Origin of the sequence: Aurantimicrobium minutum, assembly GCF_029894165.1 — a bacterium.
GTDB lineage: Bacteria > Actinomycetota > Actinomycetes > Actinomycetales > Microbacteriaceae > Aurantimicrobium > Aurantimicrobium minutum_A.
The window spans coordinates 906717-930594 of sequence record NZ_JARXXU010000001.1 but is presented as its reverse complement, the minus strand read 5'-3'; the positions used below and the strand labels follow the sequence as shown (position 1 = coordinate 930594).

Sequence of the window (23878 nt, the reverse complement as noted above, 5' to 3'; positions counted from 1 at the left end):
ATGGGCGACGCCTGGCGCGATCTCTAACGAACAGCCCGGGCAGATGTAAACCTTGGTCGCATTGGACGTTGAGATGGGCTGTACGGTCCATTCACGGCCTTTTCGTACTTCACTGCGGCGGAACCCTCCAGTGAGACGTTCGACGTCCAGGGGCTCATACTCGGCGTCTCGCTTACGCGAACGATTGCTGCGCGTCATTAGTACCAGTGAACAGCTTCAGAATGCGCCCAGGCACCACAGGGAGACCCGTAGCGGCCCTCGATGTATCGCAGGCCCCACTCGATCTGAGTGGCGGGGTTGGTCTGCCAGTCATCAGCGACGGTTGCCATCTTTTCACCGGGCAGCGACTGTGGAATGCCGTATGCACCGCTCGAGGTGTTGTGGGCGTACACATTCCAGTGAGATTCCCGATTCCAAAGTGCCACGAGGCAGTCATACTGCTCCATGCCCCAGCCACGAGCCTGTACAGCCTGGAATCCAATGGCCTGTGCGGTGTCAGGATCTGGGGTGCCTGCCGCAGGGGCAGTCGCAGAAGCTGCCTTAGCTGCTGCCACGCGGGACGTAACGGTGACACCGTCACGAGCAGCGGTGTTGGTGTACTCACCATCCAGGCTGATGTCCTGACCTTCCTTCGCCACGATGGGCGCAGGAATGTAATAGGGCGATGCCACAGCACCTGAATAGGGGTCGACGACATTGACCAGAAGAAAGGCAGACGTCAGCACGAATGCAAGTCCATAGAGCGTGCGTGCACGACTGATTCTCAGGCGCGGCATCGTAGGTGCGGAGAGGGAAACACGCGTGACTCGGGAGGCCACAGACGTGGTGGCAGCACGAAGAGAGCGCGAAACAGTACGTTTCGGCTCGCGTGCTGTTCCAGAATGTCTACCCACAGTTATCCGATTTTAGCCCAGAAGGCTGTAGATAAGCCACCGCGGTGGCTCTGAACAGGGGTTTTAGGAGTTTCCGAGAGACAACAGGAGGTCAATCACGGCGTCGAGGACGGCATCCACCTGAGCTTCGTCGTATCCACCACGCGATGATCGGAAGGTGACCGAGCGAACATCAGCCACAGTGAGCGGAGATCCTTCGGTGAGGAATCCACGCACGCGTGAGGCGAAGGCATCCACATCTTTGACGGCGTAACCCTGAACCAGGAAACCTGCCCGGCGGAACATATGCTTGGGCTCACGACTGAAGCGTGCAGCGAGTTCTGCAGACTTTATGCTGGCTTGTTCCAACCAGTGTGCTTCACCGGAAGTGGCCAGTGCGACAGCACGTTCCCGATCAGCAAATGCTGTTTCCAAACGCTCCAGAGCACCGTCAACATGCTTGGTGGAGTAGCCACCCTTCTCGGATGAGAAAGATGTCTGACGAATTGCAGTGGAGGTCAGTGACGTCGCGCCTGCAATCTGGTTGTCATAGGCCACTCGTGCCTCAGCGATGAAAGCATCCACGTGGCTCACGCTATAGCCAAGGACACCGCGCTTGACGAGGGGGAAAGTCTTACTCACGAGTTCGATTCTTTCAGAGAAAGCTGTGGCTTAGTGCACAACAAGGATATAGAGCAGATACATCACCAGCGCGGACGGCAGGATTGAATCGAGGCGATCAAGGAATCCACCGTGACCAGCTAGCCACGAGCTCATGTCCTTGACTCCAATTGTGCGTTTGATGTGAGATTCACCGAGGTCACCCAGCGTGGCCGTGACCAAAATGATGGGGCCCAGAATGAGACCAAACCACCAAGGTTGGTGCAACATAAACAGGCTCAGCAGCACTGCCGCAATGATGGACGCCAGTGCCGCGCCAGCAAAGCCTTCCCACGTTTTCTTGGGGCTTATCTTGGGCGCCATGAGATGCTTGCCAAAATTCAGACCGCTGACATAAGCCCCGGTATCAACGGAGACCACGATGATGAGGAAAGCCAGCGTCCACCACTGCCCCTCTGGTTGGGCGACCAAGGCCACGGCAAAAGCACCGAGCAACGTGACATAGAGCTGCACAAAACCAGCAGCCAAGAAGTCTTTTCGCAGACTGACCTCAGCCACGGCGTGATAGCCACGGGTGATTTCTACTGCACGCCAGAGGGTAACCACCAGCGTTCCCACGATCACGACCGCGATGGCGGCCAGAATCCCGAAGTAATACGCAGCGGGAACAGCCACAACAGCTGTTACCGCCGAGGGGATGCGAGGAACACGGCGCCCCATCGCGTGGAGTGCAGTCGCGAGTTCCACAGAGGAAATACCGAGCAGGACGGCGGCAAAGAGCATGAACAGGTCTTTGTTGACCAACAAACTCAGCAGCAGAAGTCCGCCGAGCACGACCCCAATACCAATGGCGCCCAGAAGATTACGACCCGACTTTTGCTTGATGCGCTCGTTCGTTTTCTCGAACTGGAGACGCCTGGCCTCGAGTTGGCGTTCAAAATCCGCGCGCGTGGCGCGAAATTGCGCATGAAGTTCACCAGCTGGATTTCTCCGGCTGTGTTCATCGCGATCGGGGTTCTCCGTCATGAGAGCAGTGCCTGAGCTCAGGAACTAAACCTTGAGAAGTTCAGCTTCCTTGTGCTTGAGCGCTTCATCGATAGCGTCCACATACTTCTTGGTGATGGCTTCGAGTTCTTTCTCTCCACGTGCACGCTCGTCATCGCCGAGCTCACCTTTGAAACCGTCAATGGCATCCTTGGCGCTGCGACGAATGTTACGCAGAGACACCTTGGCATCTTCACCCTTGGTCTTCACGATCTTGACGTATTCCTTGCGACGCTCTTCGGTGAGCTCAGGCAGGCTGAGGCGAATGACGTTGCCATCGTTGGTGGGGTTTGCGTCCAGGTTGGGCACATCGCGCAAAGCCTGCTCGATGTCCCGCAGTGCGGTTTTATCAAACGGGGTGATGAGCAGGGTACGAGCCTCAGGGTTTTGCATGGAGGCCAGCTGAGCAAGTGGGGTGGGGCTGCCGTAGTAGGTGACCATGACTTTCTGGAACATGGCAGGGTTGGCGCGGCCGGTGCGAACGCTCGAAAAATCTTCCTTCGCGACCTCGACAGCCTTCGTCATACGCTCGGTGGCATCTGCCAATACATCCGCAATCACGGTAACTCCTTGAAAGTTAGTTCAGAATGTCAGTCTAGTTGGTGACGAGTGTGCCGATTTTTTCGCCCAGGATAGCCTTGGTGATGTTGCCAGAAGGCTCCATCCCGAACACGCGCATGGGCATCTTGTTATCCATGCAGAGGCTAAATGCGGTCGAATCGACAACTTTCAGTCCGCGCTTGAGGGCGTCACGGAAAGTGACCGTCTCAAGCTTTTCAGCGGTGGGGTCGGTCTTGGGGTCTGCGGTGTACACACCGTCAACACCGTTCTTGGCCACGAGGACCTCGTCGGCGTGAATCTCCAGAGCACGCTGTGCGGAAACGGTGTCCGTGGAGAAGAAGGGCAGACCTGCACCGGCACCAAAGACCACGACGCGACCTTTTTCCAAGTGACGAATGGCACGCAGGGGAAGATACGGTTCAGCGACCTGGCTCATCGCAATCGCCGACTGCACACGTGTTGCAGCGCCAGCCTGCTCGAGGAAGTCCTGCAGGGCGAGAGCGTTCATGACGGTTCCCAGCATGCCCATGTAGTCCGCACGAGCACGATCCATGCCCCGCTGCGACAACTCAGCTCCGCGGAAGAAGTTACCGCCACCGACAACGACGGCGATATCGACCTGTTCGGAGGCTGCCGCGATTTCCCGCGCGATCGCACTGACCACATCCGGGTTCACACCTAGTCCCCCGCCACCAAAAGCCTCACCCGAAAGCTTGAGCAGAACGCGGCGGCGGGTGTGTGTCGGCATGAGTTTCCTTCGTTAACAGCGGTGGTGCTCACTACCAATTTACTGTGTGCAACCGCGTGATAACAGACGGCACACATGAAAGAAGCCCGATCCATGTCGGACCGGGCTTCTTTTCACGTTGTGAACGACTATGCGCCAACCTTGAAACGAGCGAAGCTCGTCACGGTGACACCAGCGTTGTCCAGAACCTGCTGAACCTTGAACTTGTTGTCGCGTGAGTACTCCTGCTCAAGCAGAGCGATCTGCTTGATGTAGGCGGAGATACGACCGTCCACGATCTTTTCCAGCTGCGCTTCGGGCTTGCCCTCGTTACGGCTGATCTCGGTAACGATGGCACGCTCTTTTTCGATGTCCTCTGCAGGTACATCTGCGCGGCTGAGGTAGACAGGGTCAGCGAAGGAGATGTGCTGTGCAATGGCACGAGCGGTCTCTGCATCGCTACCGGTGTATGCCACAACGACACCAACCTGAGGAGGAAGGTCCTGGCTGGTCTGGTGGAGGTAGATGGAGAATGCGTCGCCGCTGAAGGCAGCGAGACGACGAAGCTCAATCTTTTCACCGAGGATAGCTGCCTCATCTGCGATGAGTTCGGCCACGGTCTGCGAACCTGCAGAAGCTGCGAGGCCTGCGTCAACCGAGGTTGCACCAGCTGCAGATACTGCGTCGAGAACCTTCGCTGCGAGTGCAACGAACTTGTCACCCTTTGCCACGAAGTCGGTCTCGCAGGCGAGCTCGATCATGGTTGCGGTGCCGTTCTCTTCCTTGGCTGCAACGAGTCCTTCGCTGGTGGAGCGGTCGGCACGCTTCGCGTTACCCTTTGCTCCCTTGAGACGAAGAATCTCGGTTGCCTTTTCCATGTCACCGTTTGCTTCGGTGAGGGCGTTCTTGGTGTCGACCATGCCGGTGCCGAGGCGCTCGCGCAGGGTCTTGAGGTCTTCCATGCTGAAAGATGCCATAGTTCTAGCTCCTAATTAAGGCTTGAAAGTGGGAAATTATTCTGCTGCGGGCTTCTTGGCAGCAGGCTTCTTTGCAGGAGCCTTCTTCGCAGCAGGCTTTTCTTCAGCTGCTGCGTCAGCAACAACCTCTTCTGCGACAACTTCTGCAACTGCCTCAACAACAGCAGCCTCAACTGCTACCTCAGCAGCAGGTGCACCAGCTTCGAGGAGTTCGCGCTCCCACTCAGCAAGTGGCTCTGCAGCTTCACCCTCAGCAGGCTTCTGGTGGCGCTGGATCAGACCCTCTGCAGCTGCGTCCGCAATGATGCGGGTCAGCAGTGCAACGGAGCGGATGGCGTCATCGTTACCGGGAATGGGGTAGGTCATCTCGTCAGGGTCACAGTTGGTGTCGAGGATACCGATAACGGGGATACCAAGCTTCTTCGCTTCCTGGATAGCCAGGTGCTCCTTCTTGGTGTCAACAACCCAGATCGCCGAAGGGGTCTTGGTCAGGTTACGGATACCACCGAGGCTCTTGTGAAGCTTGTCGAGCTCGCGCTTCTTGATGAGCAGTTCCTTCTTGGTGAAGCCACTCTTTGCAGTGTCTTCGAAGTCGAGCTCTTCGAGTTCCTTCATGCGAGCAAGACGCTTGCCGACGGTGTTGAAGTTGGTGAGGAGGCCACCGAGCCAACGCTGGTTGACGTAAGGCTGGCCTACACGGGTTGCCTGCTCGAGGATGGTCTCCTGAGCCTGCTTCTTGGTTCCTACGAAGAGGATGGATCCACCGTGAGCAACAGTTTCCTTGACGAAGTCATAGGCGTTGTCGATGTGAGCCAGCGACTGCTGCAGATCGATGATGTGGATACCGGAACGCTCAGCAAGAACGAAACGCTTTACTTTCGGGTTCCAACGACGGGTCTGGTGTCCAAAGTGAACGCCGCTGTCGAGCAGCTGGCGGATTGTGACGACGGCCATGGCCATCTCCTTTTCTAGGTATGTTTTGTGCACAGCACAACTCATACCGCTTGCGGTTATGTCGCGAGGACCGGTTGGTTCTCGCCCTAGTGCCCGATGCAATTCCCGCGAAAATGATTGCTCAGTTTCGACCGAAGGGTTTTGTCATACGTGATGGGCACGCGAAGTCACCCCATAAATGGAGTGCATCCCCAGCATAACAGGCAAGATAGGGGTATGGCATCTTCTTCCCCCCTCGCACTTCCGCCCAGCACCTCCCCGGCCAAGGCCGGATTGGTGCTGACGGCGCTCATTCTGGGTGCGGGTGTGGCCAACATGAACTTGGCTGTGGCGAATGTTGGGCTGCCCGATATTGGCCGGGACTTGGGTGCCTCGCAAGCTGGCCTCAACATTGTCGCCGTGGGCTTCTCCCTGGGTCTTGCGGCAACGGTGCTCTATCTGGGCGCTTTGGGTGACCGTTTCGGCCGCAAGATGATGCTGATGTCCGGTCTGATCATCGGCGTTCCAGCGGCCTTCATGTCTGCCATGTCGACGTCTATCGAGATGCTGGCGATCTCCCGCCTCATCGGTGGTTTTGCTGCCGGTATGGCTTATCCCACCACGTTGGCACTCATTACCGCACTGTGGTCAGGGCCCGCCCGAACGCGCGCCATCGCGCTGTGGTCTGCCATTGGTGCCGCGATGTCTGCTTCTTCCACCCTGCTCGCAGGTGCAGTCCTGCTGGTGTTGCCTTGGGGCTATTCGTTCCTCATTGCCGTGCCTTTTGCCATCGTGGCGATTTTTCTGGTGGCCAAGCTGGTGCCCGGTCACGTCAACGAAACCACCGACAAGGTTGACCATCTCGGTGGTGTGCTCTCGGCCATCTTCATTGGCTCCCTGGTCCTGGGCATTAACTACATTGCCCTCGATGGTCAACTCGATATCGCGATCACCATGTTGGTCACAGCCACGGTCAGTGGTGTGCTGTTCTTCTGGCGCCAGAAAAGAGCACATGAGCCCCTCTTTGACCTGAAGTATGCCGCTCGGCCACCGTTCTGGGTGGCGGCGGTATCCGGCATTATCGTCTTTGGCTCCCTCATGGGTGCCATGTTCGTCGGACAACAATTCCTACAAAATGTTCTGGGTTACAACACCCTGGAAGCAGGCGCAGCCATTTTGCCTTGCGCCATCACGATGGTGATCGTTGCTCCGTTCTCCAGCCGCATGATTGAACGCTACGGCTCACGCATCACCTTGCTGGTGGGCTTCGTGATCTGCATGGCTGGATTCCTCGTGATGTATCTGGGCTGGGATGTTCACACGCCGCTGTCCATCGTGGCCATCAGCTACATCCTGATCGGTGGCGGGGTGGGCTTTGCAGGAACTCCTGCCTCTCACGCCCTCACCGATTCCGTGCCGGTGACCAAGGTGGGGATGGCCTCGGGAACCGGTGATCTGCAGCGTGACCTCGGTGGCTCCATCATGCAGTCACTCTTGGGTGCCATTTTGGGTGCCGGATATGCCGCCGCGATTGCCACCGCCATCGCAGGAGCCCCTGCTGCAACACAACAACTCATCACCAGTGATGTCAGCTCTGCGCTCAAAAAGAGCTTCGGCAGCGCTGAAGACCTCGCCAAGCAGTATCCCCAATACAGCGATGCCATCGTGCAGGCTGCGAAGGACTCTTTCCTCTCCGGGGCGGACTGGGCATATCTGTCAGGAATTATCGTGATGGCCATTGGTGTCATTATCACGTTCTCCTTCTTCCCCAAGCGCAACCGAGAGCGCGAGCTCTATGCGGAATACGCCCAGCAGTCCACCACAGTGAAATAGCTGCCAGCTTGTCCCCAGTTCGTTGCTGAACTGACGTCACAGGGCAAGAATCACTCATGCTCTGTACATGCAGAAACCTCAGAGCTGGATAACCCGAATACTCGCCACGAGCTTGCTCAGCGTGACGGTCCTGCTCAGCCTGCAACACTCCTCAGCACAGGCACTTCGCTCGGGAAGTTGGTCATGGCCTGTTGCTGGCCCGCACACCATCTCTCGTGACTACAGCGCCCCTACCAGCGCCTACTCCCGCGGTCACCGCGGTATCGACCTCGTGGCAGAACCAGGCACAGAGATACTCTCCCCGGCCGATGGCGTGGTGCACTTTGCCGGCTGGGTGGTGGATCGCCCTGTGCTGTCCGTAGATCACGGGGGTGTTCTCTCCACTTTTGAACCTGTTGAGGCTCTCGTCCAGAAAGGCGACAGCATCAGCAGAGGCCAAGTTATTGGCCTCCTAACTGAGGGGCCTCATTGCGCCTGTGTCCACATGGGTGCCCGGCAAGGAGAGAACTACCTCTCCCCACTGGCGATGCTCAGCATCGTGCCAGCAGCAGTCTTACTACCCTGGGACTAGGCCGGATTGACCTTGTTCAAGGCAATTGCTTTCCGAATCGCAGCACGCGCGCGCTTGCGGTCCCCCGAGGCGTCATAGGCAACACCCAAACGGAACCAGGCACGCCAGCTCTCGGGGTTGTTGTCCACTTCTTCGGCGTAGCGAGGAAAAGCTTTATCAGCATCTGCACGGATGGGGCGACCACTGGGACGATGAGGCAGGTTTTCTTCCTCAGCTAAACCTTCAGCTTCGAGTTGTTTCCCCAGTTTGGTGCTGGCAAAACCGAAGGACAGCTCGCGCCACAGTCCCCACCCACCCGCTAACGGCAGCACAATCAGGGCAACACCCATCACGATGGCAACCGGAACACCGGTGCTGATCATGACAATGCCCTGATAGAGGGCAGCCCACAAATAGAGGCCCAGCAGGGCGGCCATCAGCAGAGCTGAGAGAAGTGCGCGCTTCATGGCGACGACTAGCTCAGGCTGATCACGCGGTCAAGACCGACGATTTTGCCTTGAAGCCCAGGAAGTGCACGAATGGCAGCCATGATGCCCGCTTCATAGGAGCGGTCAGAGAGGGTGGTGTGAGTAATGGTGACGGTTTCACCGTTGCCACCGAAGACGACATCCTGTTTGGCCACAACCCCGGCCATGCGCAGGGAGTGCACGGGAATTCCCGACACTAGCTGGCCGCGTGCACGCTGATCGGCGTGAGGAGCAAGAACATCTGAGTCACGAACCTTGGCGATACGCTCAGCTGTGCTCACTGCCGTGCCGGAAGGTGAGTCAACCTTGTGAATCCCGTGAGCTTCGATGATCTCAATGGAATCAAAATGCTTGGCAGCCACGGTGGCCAGGTGGGCAGAGAGGGCAGACCCGAGCGAGAAGTTCGAGATGAAGATGACACCGACTTCAGGGTGTGCATTGATCAGAGGCTCAACCAGGTTGATGCGCTCAGCGGACCAGCCGGAGGTTCCAATCATGATCGACTTGCCGTTCTCCACCGCAAACTCGAGCACCTTGCGGCTGATGGAGGGCAGGGATACATCTACGACAATGTCCGCCACCAGCATTTCAGCAAGGTCGCTTTGAGACCCCAATTGAGCAACCAGCTCAAAGTCGGAGGATTCATTAATCAAACGGCAGACGAGCGAGCCCAGTTTTCCTGAGGCGCCCACAACAGCAACGGTAGTAGTCACCTGATAAGTCTAGATCGTGTAAGCGTCTGGAATACCCGTCCGAAGCTCAACGGGCAAGTGGCCCAGATCATTGTGCGAAACGAGCGTCCACGGGCGCCCTGGGCGCTGCTGCAGCACGGTGATGCCACAGTTTGCCTGGTTGAGGGTGACCCACTTCCATTCCGGTGCGCCGAGTGCTTCCCGAACGAACCAGGCGATGACATTGTTGTGCGTGACGAGGAGGTCTGTTTCTCCCTGACGACCGGGGGCAAGGAACTCTGCCACGGCGTCAGCCATCTGAGCCGACCCTGCTTCAATATCTACGTCAGAGACGGAACCGAAGAAGGGATCAAAAGCGGACGGGGTTTCCGCAGATTTCCCGGACGGAATGCAATCCATCAACAACGCCGAGGGCTCTGTGCTTACTCCCTGCAGCTGCTCCCCCAGAACGCGCACAGTTTCCCAGGCGCGCTCGAGAGGCGAGTGCCAGATGTGGGAGAACTCCACGTCTGCCAGACGTGCCCCCAAGGCCTGTGCTTGCGCAACGCCCCGAGGTGACAGCGGACCATCGATGACGCCATGTTCGGCATCGAGCTGTTCGCCGTGACGAACCAAAATAATGTTGTGTGCCATAAAATTACCCCCGGGAAAGAATACGCGATAACGCGTCTGCGTCTGCCTGGCCGACCGAGACCAGGGATAGATCTCCCCCAGCGAGCTCTTGCGCCAAATCTTGAATACGTTCGACGGTGACAGCATCAAGCAGCGTCAGTGCCGCGTCGTAGTCAATGAACTCACCGGATGAAATCTCTGCCTTCCCCAGGCGAGACATCCGCGTATCGGTATCTTCCAGCGCCAATGCGGAACCACCGGCCAGTTGGCCATAGGCGCGGGTCAGCTCATCTGCAGTGACACCGTGCTGGGCAAGTTTGTGGAATTCAGCAAGCAACAATTCAGCAACCTCCGGAGCCTTTTTAGGCGAGGTTCCTGCGAATAAGCCGAAAGCGCCCGCATCCGAATACGAGGAGGCAAAAGAAAACACGGAATACGCCAATCCACGCTTTTCTCGGATTTCTTGGAAGAGGCGTGAGGACATTCCGCCCCCCAAGATGGCATTCATGACGGTCTGCACGACGCGGCGCTCATCGGTCGCCACAATGCCCGGAACACCCAACATGATGTTGGCCTGTTCAATGGGACGTTCGATCACTTGAAGTGCCGTGCCCTGGGTAATGAGGACCGGGGTGCGATCGCGGCGCGGAACCGGGGCTGCCTCGATATTTAAGTCCCAGCCTGCAGTTTCGAGTGTGCGCTGAACCTGCGCCACGATGTCCTCGTGATTCAAGGAACCTGCTGCGGTGATCACGAGATCATTGGGGCGATAGTTCGCCTGGTAGTGCGCCACGACCGCCTCGCGCGTGGCGGCACGAATCGTCTCAGGACTTCCGCCAATAGGCCGGCCGAGTGGGTGTTCCCCCAGCACAGCTTCAAAGAATCGCTCCTGGGCAACATCAGAGGGGTCATCCTCTGCCATCGCGAGCTCTTCGAGAATGACATCGCGTTCGGTTTCGAATTCGTCTGGATCGATCAGGCTCGAGGTGAGCATGTCGCTCATTACCTCGATAGCCATGGGGAGATCACTGTCGCGGATCTTGGCGTAATAGCAGGTGTATTCCTTCGCAGTGGCAGCGTTGTGCTCACCACCGACCGAGTCAAATGCAATGGCGATGTCGAGCGCAGTGCGCGATGGCGTTCCCTTGAACAAGAGGTGCTCTAAGAAGTGGGTAGAACCCAAACTCGCAGGGTGGGCAGAAAGACCATCGTGGGCCGACTCTGCCGGGAACTCATCGCGTGACCCCACGGCCACCCAATACCCGAGGGTGACACTGCGCGCACCGGGCACGCGTTCGGTCAAGATGCGCACGCCCGAGGGAAGCACACTCCGACGAACAAGGGCATCACCGGATGCCACAAATTCAAGCTCGGGCTGGTCGAGGGGAAAGGCGATTGGGTTACTCATACGGTGCATAAGCCTAGAGCACTCCACTGACCAGGAGGTTGAGAGTCACGCTTTGCTGCGGGTAGGAAGCCAATTCCGCGTGTGATCTGCAGATGCTTTATCCAGTTCTGCGAGCTGGTGCCGACTGAGTTGGACCTCCGGGGCATGCATAAGGGCTTCCAGTTCACGCAAGGACTCCACCCCGACCGAGGGAATTCCCACGCCCGGACGTGCCAGCACCCACGCCAAGGCGACGGTGGAAATATCCACGCCATGGGTCATGGCGATGTTGTCCAAAATGCGCAGCACATGGGTGCCGTGACGGCCACCGTGCTGTGCTGCACGACGTGCGCGGGTGTCAGAGGGGTTGAAGCTCTTAATATTGCGGTGGCGCCCCAGGAAACCATTGGCGAGGACGAAGTAGGGCATGACAGACATGCCCTGTGCTTGCGCCATGAGAGCAATGTTGCCTTCCACTATGTCGCGGCGCAACAGGCTGTATTCCAAGGCCACCGCCTCAAACCGAGGCAGACCCGTTCCGGCAGCAATACGTGCTTCAAGCAAGCGATCAGCGGTGAAGTTGGATGCGCCGATGAAACGCACTTTGCCTGCTTGAATCAGCGTCTCCACCGTGGACAAGCTCTCTTCCAGAGAAACGGAGAGGTCATCGGCGTGAAAATAGAGCAGATCAATGTGATCGGTTTGGAGACGCTCCAGCGATGCTTCCACAGCACCCAGGATGCTCTGACGGCTGAGGCCGGGGTTTTCTGCGTGACGACCCACTTTGGTGGCCAGAATGACATTGTCGCGGTTGCCGCGCTCGCGCATCCACTTGCCAATGATTTGCTCTGACATTCCAGAAGAATAGGAGTCAGCAGTCTCCACCAGAGAGCCACCGAGTTCAACGAAACGGTCCAAAATGTCTGTCGAGCGGCCACTGGGGAGCGTCCAGCCAAATACTGCCCCGCCGAGCGCAACAGGATAGGCCGAAAGGTCACTCGAACCGATCCGGCGGACATCAGCATCTGAACCCACGGGACCTGTGTCCCCGGGTGTGAATTCAGTAGCTTCCCCGCTCATATTTCTGACGATAGAACATAAATGTCACAGCAATGTTACGACAGACCATTCGTCTAGCGAAGATGCCTGAGATGTCCCCCGCCGAGGGGAAGTTCTGTCCCCCAGAAACGCGAGAATGCCCGCCCCACCGCAAGGTGGAACGGGCATTCGTCGTGGAGTGAGTGTTACTCAGCGCCGCCTTCGGCAGCCGCTGCATCGTCACCTTCGAGAACGGGCTCCAGCGAAAGCTTGCCACGGTCATCGATCTTGGTGATCTTGACGAGAACCTTCTGGCCTACGGAGAGAACGTCTTCAACGTTCTCTACACGCTTGCCACCAGCGAGCTTGCGCACCTCAGAGATGTGCAGCAGGCCGTCCTTGCCCGGAAGCAAGGAGACAAACGCACCGAAGGTTGCAAGCTTCACAACGGTACCGAGGAACTGCTCGCCAACCTCAGGGTTGGTGGGGTTCGCAATGGCGTTCACCTGTGCGCGAGCTGCTTCAGCCGAAGGACCATCGGTTGCACCGATGTAGACGGTTCCGTCATCCTCGATCGAGATGGTTGCACCAGTCTCGTCCTGGATGGTGTTGATCGTCTTGCCCTTAGGACCGATGAGTTCACCGATCTTGTCGACAGGAATCTGCACGCTGATCACGCGAGGAGCAGTAGGTGCCATCTCGTCGGGACCATCAATCGCTGCGTTGATCACAGCGAGGATTGCAGTCCGAGCTTCCTTCGCCTGAGTCAGCGCACCAGTGAGCACGGAGGCAGGAATGCCATCGAGCTTGGTGTCGAGCTGAATCGCGGTGATGAATTCGGATGTACCCGCAACCTTGAAGTCCATGTCGCCGAGAGCATCTTCTGCACCGAGAATGTCGGTCAGAGCTGCGTAGCGGGTCTCACCGTTGACCTGGTCAGAAACCAGACCCATCGCGATACCTGCAACTGGTGCGCGCAGGGGAACACCAGCGTTGAGCAGCGACAGGGTCGATGCACAGACCGAACCCATCGAGGTCGAACCGTTGGAGCCCAGAGCCTCAGAAACCTGACGGATGGCGTAAGGGAACTCTTCACGTGCAGGAAGCACGGGAACGAGCGCACGCTCTGCCAGGAAGCCGTGACCGATTTCGCGGCGCTTTGGCGTACCCACACGACCGGTTTCACCGGTGGAATATGGGGGGAAGTTGTAGTGGTGCATGTAGCGCTTCGAGGTGATCGGAGACAGCGAGTCGATCTGCTGTTCCATCTTCAACATGTTCAAGGTGGTGATACCCATGATCTGGGTCTCTCCACGCTGGAAGATAGCTGAACCGTGAACGCGAGGGATAACCTGAACTTCAGCATCCAGCGCACGGATGTCGCGCAAACCACGGCCGTCCATACGAACACCCTCGGTGAGGATACGTCCGCGAACAACCTTCTTGGTGACCGACTTGTAGGCAGCACCGAACTGGTTAAGCGCAACCTCGTCGAGCTTGCCTGCTTCAACCTGAGCCACGATGGCTTCCTTGACGCGAGCCTTGACCTCGTCGTCAGCATTCTGACGCTCGATCTTGTCTGCGATGAGGTAGACCTTCTCGAGGTCAGCCAGAGCGAGGTCGCTCACAGCTGCGTAGAGCTCGTCAGAGTAAGGCAGGAAGACGGGGTAGTCCTGAACTTCCTTAGCCGACTGACGTGCGAGCTCTTCCTGAGCCTTGATCAGCGAGGTGAGGAAAGGCTTGGATGCTTCGAGACCCTGAGACACGATGGCCTCGTCGGGCTTGATACCGCCAGCCTTGATGAGGTTCCAGCTACCTTCGGTTGCTTCTGCCTCCACCATCATGATGGCGATATCTTCCTTGCCGTCCTTGTCGACAACGATGCGACCGGCAACAACGAGGTCGAAGACTGCGTCTTCGAGCTGGTCAACGGTGGGGAATGCCACCCAGTGACCATCGATGAGGGCCATACGGATACCACCGATAGGACCGGAGAAAGGCAGACCAGAGATCTGAGTCGATGCCGACGCAGCGTTGATTGCCAGTGCGTCATAGAACTCACCAGGAGCAATAGAGAGCACGGTAACAACGATCTGAACCTCGTTACGCAGACCATCCACGAAGGAAGGGCGCAGGGGGCGGTCGATCAGACGGCAGACCAGGATGGCCTCGGTCGAGGGACGGCCTTCACGACGGAAGAACGATCCGGGGATCTTGCCCGCTGCGTAGCTGCGCTCTTCAACGTCTACGGTCAGGGGGAAGAAGTCGAAGTTATCCTTAGGCTGCTTGCTGACCGAGGTCGCGGAAAGCAGCATGGTTTCTTCATCCAGGTATGCCGCAACGGCTCCCTGTGCTTGCTGTGCGAGGCGTCCGGTTTCGAAACGGACGACGCGCTTACCGAACTTACCGTTATCAATAACGGCTTCGGCGAATTTGATTTCTGGACCTTCCATTAAGGTCTTTCTCCTTTGTTTATCGTCGTTACCCCGTGTGGGTTCCGACTCATACATCCGGAGCGAAGCAAGGCAGAACGAAGCCCGTCAAACACGGACATACGTAGCACGAGTATCAGACTTCGTGCTGGCCACCAGTAGAAATCCACCAACATCTGTTGGTAAACCACCACCGAAGACCAGCGAACTGCCTGCCTGCTCTTCTTCCAGAGTACCTCAAAACCCTCGATAAGCCCATGAAGGCTGTGATTCGAAGGTGAATGTCAGGTTAAGAACTGTGGTTAACCACAGAAGCCACCCCGAAGGGTGGCTTCTGTTGAAGTGTCTGTATTCGACTAGCGACGCAGACCGAGGCGCTCGATGAGCTTACGGTAGCGAGTGATGTCGACATCGGACAGGTAGCCGAGAAGACGGCGACGCTGACCAACGAGCAGCAGCAGTCCACGACGTGAGTGGTGGTCGTGCTTGTGCTCCTTGAGGTGCTCGGTCAAGTCCTTGATGCGCTTGGTGAGAAGAGCAACCTGAACTTCAGGAGATCCAGTGTCACCGGGGTGAGTTGCGTATTCGTCGATGATCGCCTTCTTGACATCTGCTTCAAGTGCCATGTGGGGATCCCCTTTCTTAGTACCTCGTTGCGCGGCGCCCATGACCTGATGTCTGAGCTCTCTTAATCCGCGGCCGTTAGACGGCAACCTGTTTAGATTAGCAGAGGGTTGGCACGCCAATAACCACTTCTTCCCGGGTTGTTTACCTCCCGGGAGTAACCTGAACGCGACAGTTGTGAATTCCACAACTTCAGAAAGTAAGGAGATTCATCATGAAATTCTTTGAATCCATCAAGTTTGGTTTTGCTAACTACGTCAACTTCCAGGGCCGCACCCGCCGCTCGGGTTTCTGGTACTGGACCCTTTTCCAGGCCATCGTGAGCTTTGTCTTGAACCTGTTCACCGGGGGAAACACGGAAGGTTTCTTCGCAATCCTCACCGTGATTGTCGGTCTCGGCCTGTTCCTTCCTTCGCTGGCATACTCCGTTCGCCGCCTGCACGACATTAACAAGTCGGGCTGGTTCGTCCTGTTCGGATTGATCCCACTCGTCGGCTGGATCTTCCTGCTCGTCTGGTACGTCAAGGACAGCGACCCCGGGAACAACCGCTTCGGCGCAAACCCCAAGGGCGCATAACCTGCATTTCAATAACTGCCCCTTACCGACAGGTGAGGGGCAGTTTTCTTTCCTCAGCACTCCGAGATAAGCAAAGATAGAACTATGACCTTCGCAGAATCAGTCCAGTCCGTCTTTTCACAGTCCACCAAAGTTGCTGGCCGGGCGCCTCGTTCGGAGTATTGGTACTGGATTCTGTTTGTCATCATTGTTCAGCTCGTCACCATTCTTCCCATCGTGATGGTGGCCATGTTGATTCAGGCACAAGATGTCTGGGCCCTGCTGCCCTTCCTCATCGCAGCGGGAGCGATTGCGCTGTTTTTATGGCTGGGCACCATCACGGTGACTATACGCCGCCTGCATGACCAAGGCCTGTCTGGCTGGTTCTTCCTGCTCTTTCTGATCCCCAGCTTGGGCGGCCTGATTGAGTTGATCTTCATGCTGCAGCCCAGTAACCCTGGTTCCAACGCATACGGCCCCCAGCCCCTCACGTAAACGTGCGCGTGGTCGTCCGGGTGAAACCCGGCAGCACGAAAGGCCCACTTGTTGAAGAAGTGGGTGACGAACTTGTGTTGTTCGTGCGGGAGAAGGCCATCGATGGCGCGGCTAACGAGGGCGTCATTGCACTTCTCGCACAGCACTTCGGTGTGGCAAAGTCACGCGTGAGCGTGGTGCGCGGTCACACTGCTCGGATCAAGCAGGTCGAGATCGACCTCTAGCCCGTGACGTTTTTTCTCAAGAATGCTGCCGCATCCTCAATTTCTTCGAGCGAAAGACTGTGACCAACGTGAGGATAGAGCCGAGCGTCGAGATCGAAATGCTCGGGGAGCCATCTTCTCGAGAAATCAATGAGGTCTGGAGTAATCACGGGATCTTGGGAATCGCGTCCCCAAAATAGCGGAGGCAGAACATCGGCGAGCGCCTGATCACGTTCTGAACCGCCTTCGGTAGTGTCCTCGACCGCGAAGCTGGCTAAGAACACTCCCGCCGCGAAGCGTTCAGGCTGGTGGCGGAAAAGCTGAGTAAGCATGACGCCACCCTGGGAGAATCCCAGAAGTGCAACGTCTCCCAGACCACCCACTTCAGAATCGAGTTCATCGATCCACGCAATCAACTGATGTGTCGACGCGGTGATCTCCTTGATATCGCGACGAAGTGATGCATTCTCCGCGTCGTAGTCGATGTGGAACCAGGCGTAGCCGGGACCAGCTTGGAGGGGTGCACGAAGCGAGGCAATAACAAACTGTTGGGGCAAGTGCTGCCCCAACGAGAAGAGGTCGCCCTCGTTCGAGCCGTAGCCGTGCATCATGATGAGCAACGGACGTTCGGCCAGAGCGCTGGCGACCTTCTCGCGTGGTACTGACCACCGCACAGCGGTGCTGTCGATGGCAGGAAATGTCACTGTTTAGCTCACGCCTAGCAGGTCGATGACGAAGATGAGAGTCTTGCCCGACAGGCGGTGTCCGCCACCTGCAGGACCGTATGCCTTGTGAGGTGGGCACACCAGCATGCGGCGTCCGCCGACCTTCATTCCGGGGATGCCTTCCTGCCAACCCGAGATGAGGGCCTGCAGGGGGAAGTTGATGGATTCGCCACGGTTCCAGGAAGCATCGAACTCTTCACCGGTTTCGTATTCCACACCGACGTAGTGCACGTCAACGGTGGCACCGGGAGTTGCTTCTGCTCCATCGCCAACAACGATGTCTGTAATGGTGAGCTCAGAAGGAGCGTCACCCATAGGTGCGTCAATTTCTGGCTTCGTGAGGTTGTGTTCAGTCATGAATCAATTCTGGCAGACTGTGCAGGTGAGCGAACACAAGGGCACACTGGGCATTGCCCAGGGAACTGCCCTCTATATCGCCAGCGTGCTGGGGACGGGCATCTTGGTCCTGCCTGGCTTGGCAGCCCAGGTGGCGGGACCGGCTTCTGTTCTCTCTGTCGCCATCATCTTTGTGCTCTCCATTCCCCTGGCAGGCACCTTTGCTGCGCTTGCTGCGAGGTATCCCGATTCAGGCGGTGTGGCCAGCTATGTGCGCACATCAATGGGCAACACCTGGGCACGCGTGGCCGGGTATCTTTTCTACTTCGGCGTGGCCGCCGGGGAGCCCGTCGTAGCGGTCATGGGAGCAGAGTATGTCGTCGCTATCACCGGCGCAGATCGCTCCCTCCTTCCCTACGTTGCTGCGACGCTGTTCATCATTCCATTCACGCTCAATCTGTTTGGCGTGAAAGTGGCCGGCTGGGTTCAGCTGGGCCTCAGTGCCCTTCTTGTTGTGGTGGTCGTGGGCGTTATTTCCTATGGCGCACCGGCAGTTCAAACCGTGCACTTCACCCCCTTCATGCCCCACGGCTGGGTGGGTATTGGTATGGCCATCAGCTTGTTTGTCTGGGCCTTTGCTGGGTGGGAAGTGGGTACCCACATTGCCGCAGAGTTTAAGAATCCTCGTCGGACTATCCCGATTGCTACGGGCATCGCCCTCGTGATTGTGGGGCTGGCGTATTTGGCATTGCAGTGGGTCACCATCGGCGTGCTGGGCGAGTCTGCTGGCGAAGGCAGTGTCCCACTGCTCACGCTGGTGAACGAAACCGCCCCCCGAGCCGGGGCCATCGTCATTGCCAGCATTGCTGCCATCGTGTCGCTGGGTGTTCTGAATGCCTACCTCGCAGCTATTGGGAAGCTCGGCGCATCTCTAGGCCGCGATGGCGACCTCCCCCGCTACTTTGCCAAGGGTGCTGAGCCAGATGTCATTCCCCGGAGGAGCTTGTTGCTCTCCCTGGTGATTTCCATCGTGTTCTTTGGGATTTTGTTCGCGCAGGATTTCCAATTACTCAGCCTGATCCCCATTCACCTCAGTTCCATGGTGGCCATCTATGTGTTGGGCATGGCCGCAGCGGTGCTGATCTTCCCGCGCTGGAGCTTTGATTGGTGGATCGCCGTTGTTGCCCTCGCGATGACCATTTTGTTGCTCGTGTTGAACGGGCCGAATGTGTTGTTCCCCGTCACCGTGGTCGTGGTGTCGCTCCTGGTGACCGTGGTGAAGCGCCGTCTCGCCACAAAGAAAGCTCGGGAGAGCTAGGACCTAGAGCTCTTCGTGAGTGTTGGGATCTCCGCCCCACAAACGTCCACGCTCGAGGGAAGAAATGGAAGCCATTTCCTCGTCGCTAAGCGTGTGGTCAAAACAATCGAGGTTGCTGCGCTGGCGATCTGGATCAGCTGACTTGGGCAACGGAATCGTTCCTAGTTGAACATGCCACTGCAGAATGAGCTGTGCTGGAGTGATGTTCTTTTTCGCTGCGAGATCTGTAATGAGCTGTTCTTGACGGATCTTGTCGTCTTTGCCGAGTGGACTCCAGCTCTCTGTTTGAATGCCGAGCTGGGCATGCACCGCACGCATCTGGGCCTGAGGGAAATAGGGGTGGAGTTCGATCTGATTCACCGACGGCACCACACCAGAGGCATCGATAATGCGGTTCAGGAATTCTTCGGTGAAGTTACACACACCAATACTGCGCGCTAGGCCATCTTGTTGAAGTTCCACCATGGCTTCCCAAGAATCGAGGTAGCGATTGACACTGGGGTTAGGCCAGTGAATGAGGTACAGGTCGATGACGTCGAGACCCAGCGCGCGACGGGACGACTCAAATGCGGCCATGGTTTCGTCAAAGCCGTGCCCGGAACCAGGCAACTTGGTCGTGACGATAATCTCTTCGCGGGGAATACCTGACTCCACGATGGCTTGACCGACTTCAACCTCGTTGCCATACAAAGTGGCCGAGTCGATGAGACGGTATCCGGCATGCAGGGCAGAGACGATCGAGTCAATGCCATCTTGGCCGGTGAGCTTGTAGGTACCCAAGCCAATAGCGGGCAGCTCGAGACCATCGTTGAGCGTCAGGGAGGGAATTGTCATGAGGTCAGCCTAGAGGGAGACGAGAGAATGAATCTCGCGCCCAGCAAGGCGCTGACGACCGCCGAGAGCTTCAAGTTCCAGCACGACGGCAATTCCGGCCACGGACCACCCGGCACGTTCGATCAGCGAGACGGACGCCTCGATCGTGCCACCGGTAGCGAGCACGTCATCAAGCACCAGCACGCGTGAACCCGCAGGAAGAGACACAGGATTCACTTCGAGTGTCGCCGTGCCATATTCCAGGTCGTAGGTTTCTCCGATGATGTCACCGGGGAGCTTGCCTCCCTTGCGAATCGGCAATACCCCCACCCCTGCATCAATGGCTGCAGCGGCCGCCAGCAGGAAGCCTCGGGCTTCCAGTCCGGCCACGGCGTCAAACTCCCCCACGAAAGGTTCAATCAGTCCGTCCACGACGGAGCGAAAGGAAGCCCCGTGAGCAAAGACAGGGGTGAGATCCCGAAACAGGATCCCTGCGGAGGGAAAATCTGGAACTGTCAGCATGCGCTGCATCACAACATCGGTCGCGGTAGTCATAGTTTCAGCCTAGCTAGGCTGGGAACATGACGAACCACGTGCCCTCGATTGATCCAGAACAAAGTGAATCTGCGCTGGACCGGCTCGAACGTCGCTGGACCGAACAACTCAGCGAACTGCGTGTCACCCAGGCTGGTACCCAAATCATGATGGGTTTCTTGTTGACCCTGAGCTTCCAGCCTTCTTTCAGCACAATTAGTGTGATTGAACGCAACCTGTACTTGACACTTGTCATCACCGCCACGCTGGCCACCGTCTTGGCTATTGCCCCCGTGAGTTTCCACCGCATCCTCTTTGGCCACCCGGGTGCGAAGGCACGCGTGGTGGCGATTACACAGGTTTTGCTGCGTTTGACTCTGGTACTGGTCGGCTTGGTGCTTGCCGGCACCGTTGCGTTGATTTTCAATGTGGTGCTGGGCAACACTGCCGGCATTATCGGTGGGGCATGTGCCGCGATTGCCATCGCCACCATCTGGATGGCGATGCCGCTGGCAGTCTTGAAAAAACTGCCGAAAGGTTCTTAGGCGTCCATTCCGGAAATCTTCGCCGGTGAGAGCTCCCGCAACACATCTTCACGAGTCATCAACCCGGCCTCGACGACGAGATCAGCCACGGGGCGACCCGTCTTCAGCGCCTGCTTGGCCAGTTCAGCAGCGGGGCCGTAACCGATAAATGGAATCAGGGCGGTGATGACGCCCACACTGGAGGCAACCATGCCGTCGAGGCGTTCCACATTGGCAGTAATCCCCTCCACGCAGTTCACTCTCAAGGTCATGCAGGCTTGTGCAAGCCAGCTAATGCCTTGCAGCAGCGAATAAGCAATGACAGGCTCAAAGGCGTTGAGTTGGAGTTGTCCGGCTTCTGCGGCCATGGTGACGGTGACATCGTTGCCCGCGATGGCGTAGGCCACCTGGCTGACCGCCTCGGGAATGACCGGGTTCACTTTGCCAGGCATGATGGACGATCCTGCTTGCTGGGCAGGGAGGTTAATTTCACCCAAACCTGCTTGGGGCCCTGAGGAGAGCAAACGCAGGTCATTGCTGATCTTGGAGAGTTTGATTGCCGAACGCTTGAGTGCACTACTGAAGGACATGAATCCTCCCGCGTCACTGGTTGCCTCAATGAGGTCGGGGGCACTGGTAATAGTGAGTCCCGAAATCACAGCAAGGTGTCGCACGGCTGCCTCGCGATACCGAGGGTCTGCGGTGATGCCGGTGCCGATTGCGGTGGCACCGAGGTTGATTTCACTGAGCATCCAGACCGTTTCAGTCAGGCGATCATAATCTTCCCCGAGTGTGGTGCCAAAGCCGTGAAACTCTTGTCCCAACGTCATGGGAACTGCATCTTGGAGTTGGGTGCGACCAACTTTGAGCACGTGCTTGAACTCTTCACCCTTGCCATAAAAGGCATCTCGGAGTAGCCCGAGTTCGGTAAGCAGATGTGGCAGCGAGAATGCCAAGGAAAGCTTGACGGCCGTGGGATAGGTGTCATTGGTCGACTGAGACTTGTTCACGTCATCAATGGGATGCATGTGCTCATAGGCACCCTTGGGATAACCCATGATCTCCAGGCAGCGATTAGCTATAACCTCATTGGCGTTCATGTTGGTGGAGGTTCCTGCACCACCTTGAATCACGCCCACGACGAACTGGTCGTGCAGCGCCCCATCAATGATTTCCTGGCAGACCCGATCAATCAGCTTTGCTTTTTCTTTACTCAGCACGCCAATTTCTTCATTTGCGCGGGCAGCAGCCTGCTTGACGCAGGCCAATGCCACGATGAGCTCAGGAAAAACCGAAATGGGTCGCTTGGCAATCGGGAAGTTTTCGAGGGCTCTGGCCGTGTGAACACCCCAGTAGGCATCGGCAGGGACGTCCATGGTGCCCAGGGAGTCTTTCTCGGTCCGTGTGGCCGCAGGGTTCATCGGGATTTGAGCATTGCCCGAGAAGTTACCGACCTGATCTGTCGACGACAGACTCAAGGTGTCGATGGGTGTGGTCGAGGGGGTGGTGGGTTCAGACACGAAATCTCTGCCTTTTCAGGTTGATGGGGGGCTAGCTCAGTTTGCGCAGCAAACCCTTGATCAGTTTCTTTTTACGTTCGGTAAACGGCGGGAAGATCAGTGCAAGTGTCTCCGGCTTGAGCGGCTTAGCCAGGATGGCTTTCTCGTGGCTGAAGGTGTCGAAGGAACGCTTGCCACGGTAAGCACCCATGCCACTCTCCCCCACGCCACCAAAAGGCAGTCCGGGCACGCTGAGGTGGAGAATGGCCACGTTGAACGCCAAAGCGCCGGAGCTTGTGCGCTCGGTAAATACTCGGCGCACGAGGGTGTTTTCTGTGAAGGCATAGAGCGCTAGTGGCTTGGGTCGCGAGTTGATGAACGCAATGGCGTCCTCGAGATCTGTCACGGTCACCATGGGCAAAATGGGCCCGAAGATTTCTTCCTGCATCACCGGTGCATCGCGACGGACATCCGCCAACACCGTGGGCGGAATGTAGCGCGATGCAGCATGGGGTTGACCGTCAGCAACAACACGGCCGTCAGCCAAATAGGCACTCACGCGGGCAAAATGGTGGTCGTTCACAATCCGGCCGTAGTCGGGAGAATTCATGGGATCTGCACCATACAAACCGGCAATGGCCGCGACGAGATGAGCCTCCAGTTCGTGCTGCACCTCAGCAGTGGCCAGAATGTAGTCCGGTGCCACGCAGGTTTGACCGGCGTTCAAATACTTTGCCCACGCAATACGTTCAGCGGCTGCTTCGAGATCCACGGTGTCATCGATGTAAATCGGTGACTTCCCGCCGAGCTCCAACGTGAGGGGAGTCAGATTCTTCGCAGCTGCCGCGGCCACGATTCGGCCCACGCGGCCATTGCCGGTGTAGAAAATGTGGTCGTAGTTTTGCTCGAGCAACCACCCTGTTTCCTGTGCGGCACCTTCCACAACGACAACCGCCTCAGAATCGAGATAGACCGGAATGAGCGTGGCCATCACTTCCGAGGTGGCAGGTGCGAGTTCGCTGGGTTTGAGAACCACAGCATTACCGGCCGCCAAAGCGCCTACCAAAGGCGCCAGAAGGAGCTGCATGGGATAGTTCCAGGGCGCAATGATCAGTGCAACGCCCAGAGGTTCGCTGACCACAAAGGCCTTGGCCGGTTGTGCTGCTAAAGGCACCGAAACTTTCTGGGGCTTGAGCCAGTCCGAGAGATTCTTGAGAGCGTAGTCAATGTCGCCCAGGACAATACCGATTTCAGTGAGCTGAGCTTCAGTCGCACTCTTGCCTAGATCACTGAAGAGGGCTTTCTCGATGAGCTCCTCGTTATCCGTCACCATCTGACGCAGTGCATTGAGTTGCTCCACGCGCCATTCACGTTTGGTGGTGCGTCCCGTGGCATAGACATCGCGCACAGAGGCAACGAGTTGTGCAGCAGCAGTGGCACTGGTCAAGGCGGTCATGTCTTTCACACTACGCCCGAGGTGGTGC

Annotated in this window: 26 protein-coding genes and 1 pseudogene; 7 read left to right on the top strand and 20 right to left on the bottom strand. The window is 57.4% G+C overall.

All coding sequences use genetic code 11. From position 1 onward, the window contains the following. Positions 1–197 precede the first annotated feature (197 nt). From M2119_RS04785 to rpsB, 7 genes are all read right to left on the bottom strand, one after another. A complete protein-coding gene (locus tag M2119_RS04785) occupies positions 198–725 on the bottom strand; it encodes a lytic transglycosylase domain-containing protein (protein ID WP_280803812.1) in 528 nt (175 codons plus the stop codon). A 231-nt stretch (positions 726–956) separates the two neighbouring features. Next, positions 957–1514 carry a DivIVA domain-containing protein gene (locus M2119_RS04780; RefSeq protein WP_280803811.1) on the bottom strand — a complete coding sequence of 186 codons (558 nt, stop codon included), beginning with the start codon at positions 1512–1514 and terminating at the stop codon, positions 957–959. Between the two features lie 30 nt (positions 1515–1544). Next, a complete protein-coding gene (locus tag M2119_RS04775; RefSeq protein WP_280803810.1) occupies positions 1545–2519 on the bottom strand; it encodes a phosphatidate cytidylyltransferase in 975 nt (324 codons plus the stop codon). Positions 2520–2543: 24 nt separating this feature from the next. Beyond that, positions 2544–3098, bottom strand: coding sequence for a ribosome recycling factor (gene frr, locus M2119_RS04770; protein ID WP_280803809.1), 555 nt, complete (start codon positions 3096–3098; stop codon positions 2544–2546). Positions 3099–3132: 34 nt separating this feature from the next. Then, the gene (gene pyrH, locus M2119_RS04765; protein WP_280803808.1) at positions 3133–3846 is read right to left on the bottom strand and encodes a UMP kinase; all 714 of its coding nucleotides are present in this window, start codon (positions 3844–3846) and stop codon (positions 3133–3135) included. 128 nt (positions 3847–3974) lie between these two features. Next, positions 3975–4802 (bottom strand): translation elongation factor Ts, encoded by an 828-nt coding sequence (gene tsf, locus M2119_RS04760; RefSeq protein ID WP_280803807.1) that lies wholly within the window; start codon positions 4800–4802, stop codon positions 3975–3977. 36 nt (positions 4803–4838) lie between these two features. Further along, the gene (gene rpsB, locus M2119_RS04755) at positions 4839–5756 is read right to left on the bottom strand and encodes a 30S ribosomal protein S2 (protein ID WP_280803806.1); all 918 of its coding nucleotides are present in this window, start codon (positions 5754–5756) and stop codon (positions 4839–4841) included. 216 nt (positions 5757–5972) lie between these two features. On the opposite strand from rpsB, the gene M2119_RS04750 reads away from it, so the two are divergent. Further along, positions 5973–7568 carry an MFS transporter gene (locus M2119_RS04750; protein WP_280803805.1) on the top strand — a complete coding sequence of 532 codons (1596 nt, stop codon included), beginning with the start codon at positions 5973–5975 and terminating at the stop codon, positions 7566–7568. A 67-nt stretch (positions 7569–7635) separates the two neighbouring features. After that, the gene (locus M2119_RS04745) at positions 7636–8139 is read left to right on the top strand and encodes a M23 family metallopeptidase (protein ID WP_280803804.1); all 504 of its coding nucleotides are present in this window, start codon (positions 7636–7638) and stop codon (positions 8137–8139) included. Here M2119_RS04745 and M2119_RS04740 read toward each other — a convergent pair. From M2119_RS04740 to rpsO, 7 genes and pseudogenes are all read right to left on the bottom strand, one after another. Then, positions 8136–8585 (bottom strand): tetratricopeptide repeat protein, encoded by a 450-nt coding sequence (locus M2119_RS04740; protein ID WP_280803803.1) that lies wholly within the window; start codon positions 8583–8585, stop codon positions 8136–8138. The two genes, M2119_RS04745 and M2119_RS04740, sit on opposite strands and share 4 nt — an antisense overlap. Continuing rightward, positions 8518–9319, bottom strand: a pseudogene (gene dapB / locus M2119_RS04735) (4-hydroxy-tetrahydrodipicolinate reductase); the annotation flags it as partial. The pseudogene dapB and the gene M2119_RS04740, both read right to left, overlap by 68 nt. A gap of 9 nt (positions 9320–9328) precedes the next feature. Beyond that, on the bottom strand, positions 9329–9931 hold the full coding sequence (locus M2119_RS04730) for a histidine phosphatase family protein (RefSeq protein ID WP_280803801.1): 603 nt from the start codon (positions 9929–9931) through the stop codon (positions 9329–9331). 4 nt (positions 9932–9935) lie between these two features. Continuing rightward, complete coding sequence (locus M2119_RS04725; protein ID WP_280803800.1) at positions 9936–11318, bottom strand: M16 family metallopeptidase; 1383 nt, start codon at positions 11316–11318, stop codon at positions 9936–9938. A 45-nt stretch (positions 11319–11363) separates the two neighbouring features. Beyond that, on the bottom strand, positions 11364–12377 hold the full coding sequence (locus M2119_RS04720; RefSeq protein ID WP_280803799.1) for an aldo/keto reductase: 1014 nt from the start codon (positions 12375–12377) through the stop codon (positions 11364–11366). A 164-nt stretch (positions 12378–12541) separates the two neighbouring features. Further along, the gene (locus M2119_RS04715) at positions 12542–14788 is read right to left on the bottom strand and encodes a polyribonucleotide nucleotidyltransferase (protein ID WP_280803798.1); all 2247 of its coding nucleotides are present in this window, start codon (positions 14786–14788) and stop codon (positions 12542–12544) included. Positions 14789–15123: 335 nt separating this feature from the next. After that, positions 15124–15393, bottom strand: a complete 270-nt coding sequence (gene rpsO / locus M2119_RS04710; protein WP_110233811.1) for a 30S ribosomal protein S15 — start codon at positions 15391–15393, stop codon at positions 15124–15126. Between the two features lie 212 nt (positions 15394–15605). Between rpsO and M2119_RS04705 the strand changes: the two genes are divergently transcribed. From M2119_RS04705 to M2119_RS04695, 3 genes are all read left to right on the top strand, one after another. Then, entirely contained in the window at positions 15606–15968 is a 363-nt protein-coding gene (locus M2119_RS04705) for a DUF805 domain-containing protein (protein WP_280803797.1), read from the top strand. Positions 15969–16052: 84 nt separating this feature from the next. Then, on the top strand, positions 16053–16442 hold the full coding sequence (locus tag M2119_RS04700; RefSeq protein ID WP_280803796.1) for a DUF805 domain-containing protein: 390 nt from the start codon (positions 16053–16055) through the stop codon (positions 16440–16442). Positions 16443–16444: 2 nt separating this feature from the next. Beyond that, positions 16445–16666, top strand: coding sequence for a DUF167 domain-containing protein (locus M2119_RS04695; protein ID WP_280803795.1), 222 nt, complete (start codon positions 16445–16447; stop codon positions 16664–16666). Here the strand turns inward: M2119_RS04695 and M2119_RS04690 are convergent. Then, positions 16663–17349 (bottom strand): alpha/beta hydrolase, encoded by a 687-nt coding sequence (locus tag M2119_RS04690; RefSeq protein WP_280803794.1) that lies wholly within the window; start codon positions 17347–17349, stop codon positions 16663–16665. The two genes, M2119_RS04695 and M2119_RS04690, sit on opposite strands and share 4 nt — an antisense overlap. A 3-nt stretch (positions 17350–17352) precedes the next feature. Next, positions 17353–17727 (bottom strand): FKBP-type peptidyl-prolyl cis-trans isomerase, encoded by a 375-nt coding sequence (locus M2119_RS04685; protein ID WP_280803793.1) that lies wholly within the window; start codon positions 17725–17727, stop codon positions 17353–17355. Positions 17728–17752: 25 nt separating this feature from the next. On the opposite strand from M2119_RS04685, the gene M2119_RS04680 reads away from it, so the two are divergent. Continuing rightward, on the top strand, positions 17753–19024 hold the full coding sequence (locus tag M2119_RS04680) for an APC family permease (protein ID WP_280803792.1): 1272 nt from the start codon (positions 17753–17755) through the stop codon (positions 19022–19024). A gap of 3 nt (positions 19025–19027) precedes the next feature. Here the strand turns inward: M2119_RS04680 and M2119_RS04675 are convergent, their stop codons facing one another. Next, entirely contained in the window at positions 19028–19858 is an 831-nt protein-coding gene (locus M2119_RS04675; protein WP_280803791.1) for an aldo/keto reductase, read from the bottom strand. Between the two features lie 9 nt (positions 19859–19867). Further along, positions 19868–20392, bottom strand: a complete 525-nt coding sequence (locus M2119_RS04670; RefSeq protein ID WP_280803790.1) for an adenine phosphoribosyltransferase — start codon at positions 20390–20392, stop codon at positions 19868–19870. A 26-nt stretch (positions 20393–20418) separates the two neighbouring features. Here M2119_RS04670 and M2119_RS04665 point away from each other — a divergent pair, with 26 nt between their 5' ends. Continuing rightward, complete coding sequence (locus tag M2119_RS04665; protein WP_280803789.1) at positions 20419–20916, top strand: DUF6328 family protein; 498 nt, start codon at positions 20419–20421, stop codon at positions 20914–20916. Here M2119_RS04665 and M2119_RS04660 read toward each other — a convergent pair. Together M2119_RS04660 and M2119_RS04655 are read right to left on the bottom strand one after the other, a co-directional pair. Continuing rightward, positions 20913–22316, bottom strand: a complete 1404-nt coding sequence (locus tag M2119_RS04660; RefSeq protein WP_280804455.1) for an aspartate ammonia-lyase — start codon at positions 22314–22316, stop codon at positions 20913–20915. The two genes, M2119_RS04665 and M2119_RS04660, sit on opposite strands and share 4 nt — an antisense overlap. Before the next feature lie 130 nt (positions 22317–22446). Beyond that, positions 22447–23850, bottom strand: coding sequence for an aldehyde dehydrogenase family protein (locus M2119_RS04655; RefSeq protein ID WP_280803788.1), 1404 nt, complete (start codon positions 23848–23850; stop codon positions 22447–22449). Positions 23851–23878: the final 28 nt, after the last annotated feature.

Excerpts from the sequence above, each read along its gene's own strand:
- M2119_RS04750 (WP_280803805.1), top strand. The coding sequence starts at position 5,973 with ATGGCATCTTCTTCCCCCCTCGCACTTCCGCCCAGCACCTCCCCGGCC.
- M2119_RS04745 (WP_280803804.1), top strand. The coding sequence starts at position 7,636 with ATGCAGAAACCTCAGAGCTGGATAACCCGAATACTCGCCACGAGCTTG.
- M2119_RS04655 (WP_280803788.1), bottom strand. The coding sequence starts at position 23,850 with ATGACCGCCTTGACCAGTGCCACTGCTGCTGCACAACTCGTTGCCTCT.
- M2119_RS04725 (WP_280803800.1), bottom strand. The coding sequence starts at position 11,318 with ATGAGTAACCCAATCGCCTTTCCCCTCGACCAGCCCGAGCTTGAATTT.
- M2119_RS04705 (WP_280803797.1), top strand. The coding sequence starts at position 15,606 with ATGAAATTCTTTGAATCCATCAAGTTTGGTTTTGCTAACTACGTCAAC.
- pyrH (WP_280803808.1), bottom strand. The coding sequence starts at position 3,846 with ATGCCGACACACACCCGCCGCCGCGTTCTGCTCAAGCTTTCGGGTGAG.
- M2119_RS04670 (WP_280803790.1), bottom strand. The coding sequence starts at position 20,392 with ATGACTACCGCGACCGATGTTGTGATGCAGCGCATGCTGACAGTTCCA.
- tsf (WP_280803807.1), bottom strand. The coding sequence starts at position 4,802 with ATGGCATCTTTCAGCATGGAAGACCTCAAGACCCTGCGCGAGCGCCTC.
- M2119_RS04730 (WP_280803801.1), bottom strand. The coding sequence starts at position 9,931 with ATGGCACACAACATTATTTTGGTTCGTCACGGCGAACAGCTCGATGCC.
- M2119_RS04775 (WP_280803810.1), bottom strand. The coding sequence starts at position 2,519 with ATGACGGAGAACCCCGATCGCGATGAACACAGCCGGAGAAATCCAGCT.
- M2119_RS04665 (WP_280803789.1), top strand. The coding sequence starts at position 20,419 with ATGACGAACCACGTGCCCTCGATTGATCCAGAACAAAGTGAATCTGCG.
- rpsO (WP_110233811.1), bottom strand. The coding sequence starts at position 15,393 with ATGGCACTTGAAGCAGATGTCAAGAAGGCGATCATCGACGAATACGCA.
- M2119_RS04700 (WP_280803796.1), top strand. The coding sequence starts at position 16,053 with ATGACCTTCGCAGAATCAGTCCAGTCCGTCTTTTCACAGTCCACCAAA.
- M2119_RS04660 (WP_280804455.1), bottom strand. The coding sequence starts at position 22,316 with ATGAACCCTGCGGCCACACGGACCGAGAAAGACTCCCTGGGCACCATG.
- M2119_RS04720 (WP_280803799.1), bottom strand. The coding sequence starts at position 12,377 with ATGAGCGGGGAAGCTACTGAATTCACACCCGGGGACACAGGTCCCGTG.
- rpsB (WP_280803806.1), bottom strand. The coding sequence starts at position 5,756 with ATGGCCGTCGTCACAATCCGCCAGCTGCTCGACAGCGGCGTTCACTTT.
- M2119_RS04715 (WP_280803798.1), bottom strand. The coding sequence starts at position 14,788 with ATGGAAGGTCCAGAAATCAAATTCGCCGAAGCCGTTATTGATAACGGT.
- M2119_RS04685 (WP_280803793.1), bottom strand. The coding sequence starts at position 17,727 with ATGACTGAACACAACCTCACGAAGCCAGAAATTGACGCACCTATGGGT.
- M2119_RS04740 (WP_280803803.1), bottom strand. The coding sequence starts at position 8,585 with ATGAAGCGCGCACTTCTCTCAGCTCTGCTGATGGCCGCCCTGCTGGGC.
- M2119_RS04675 (WP_280803791.1), bottom strand. The coding sequence starts at position 19,858 with ATGACAATTCCCTCCCTGACGCTCAACGATGGTCTCGAGCTGCCCGCT.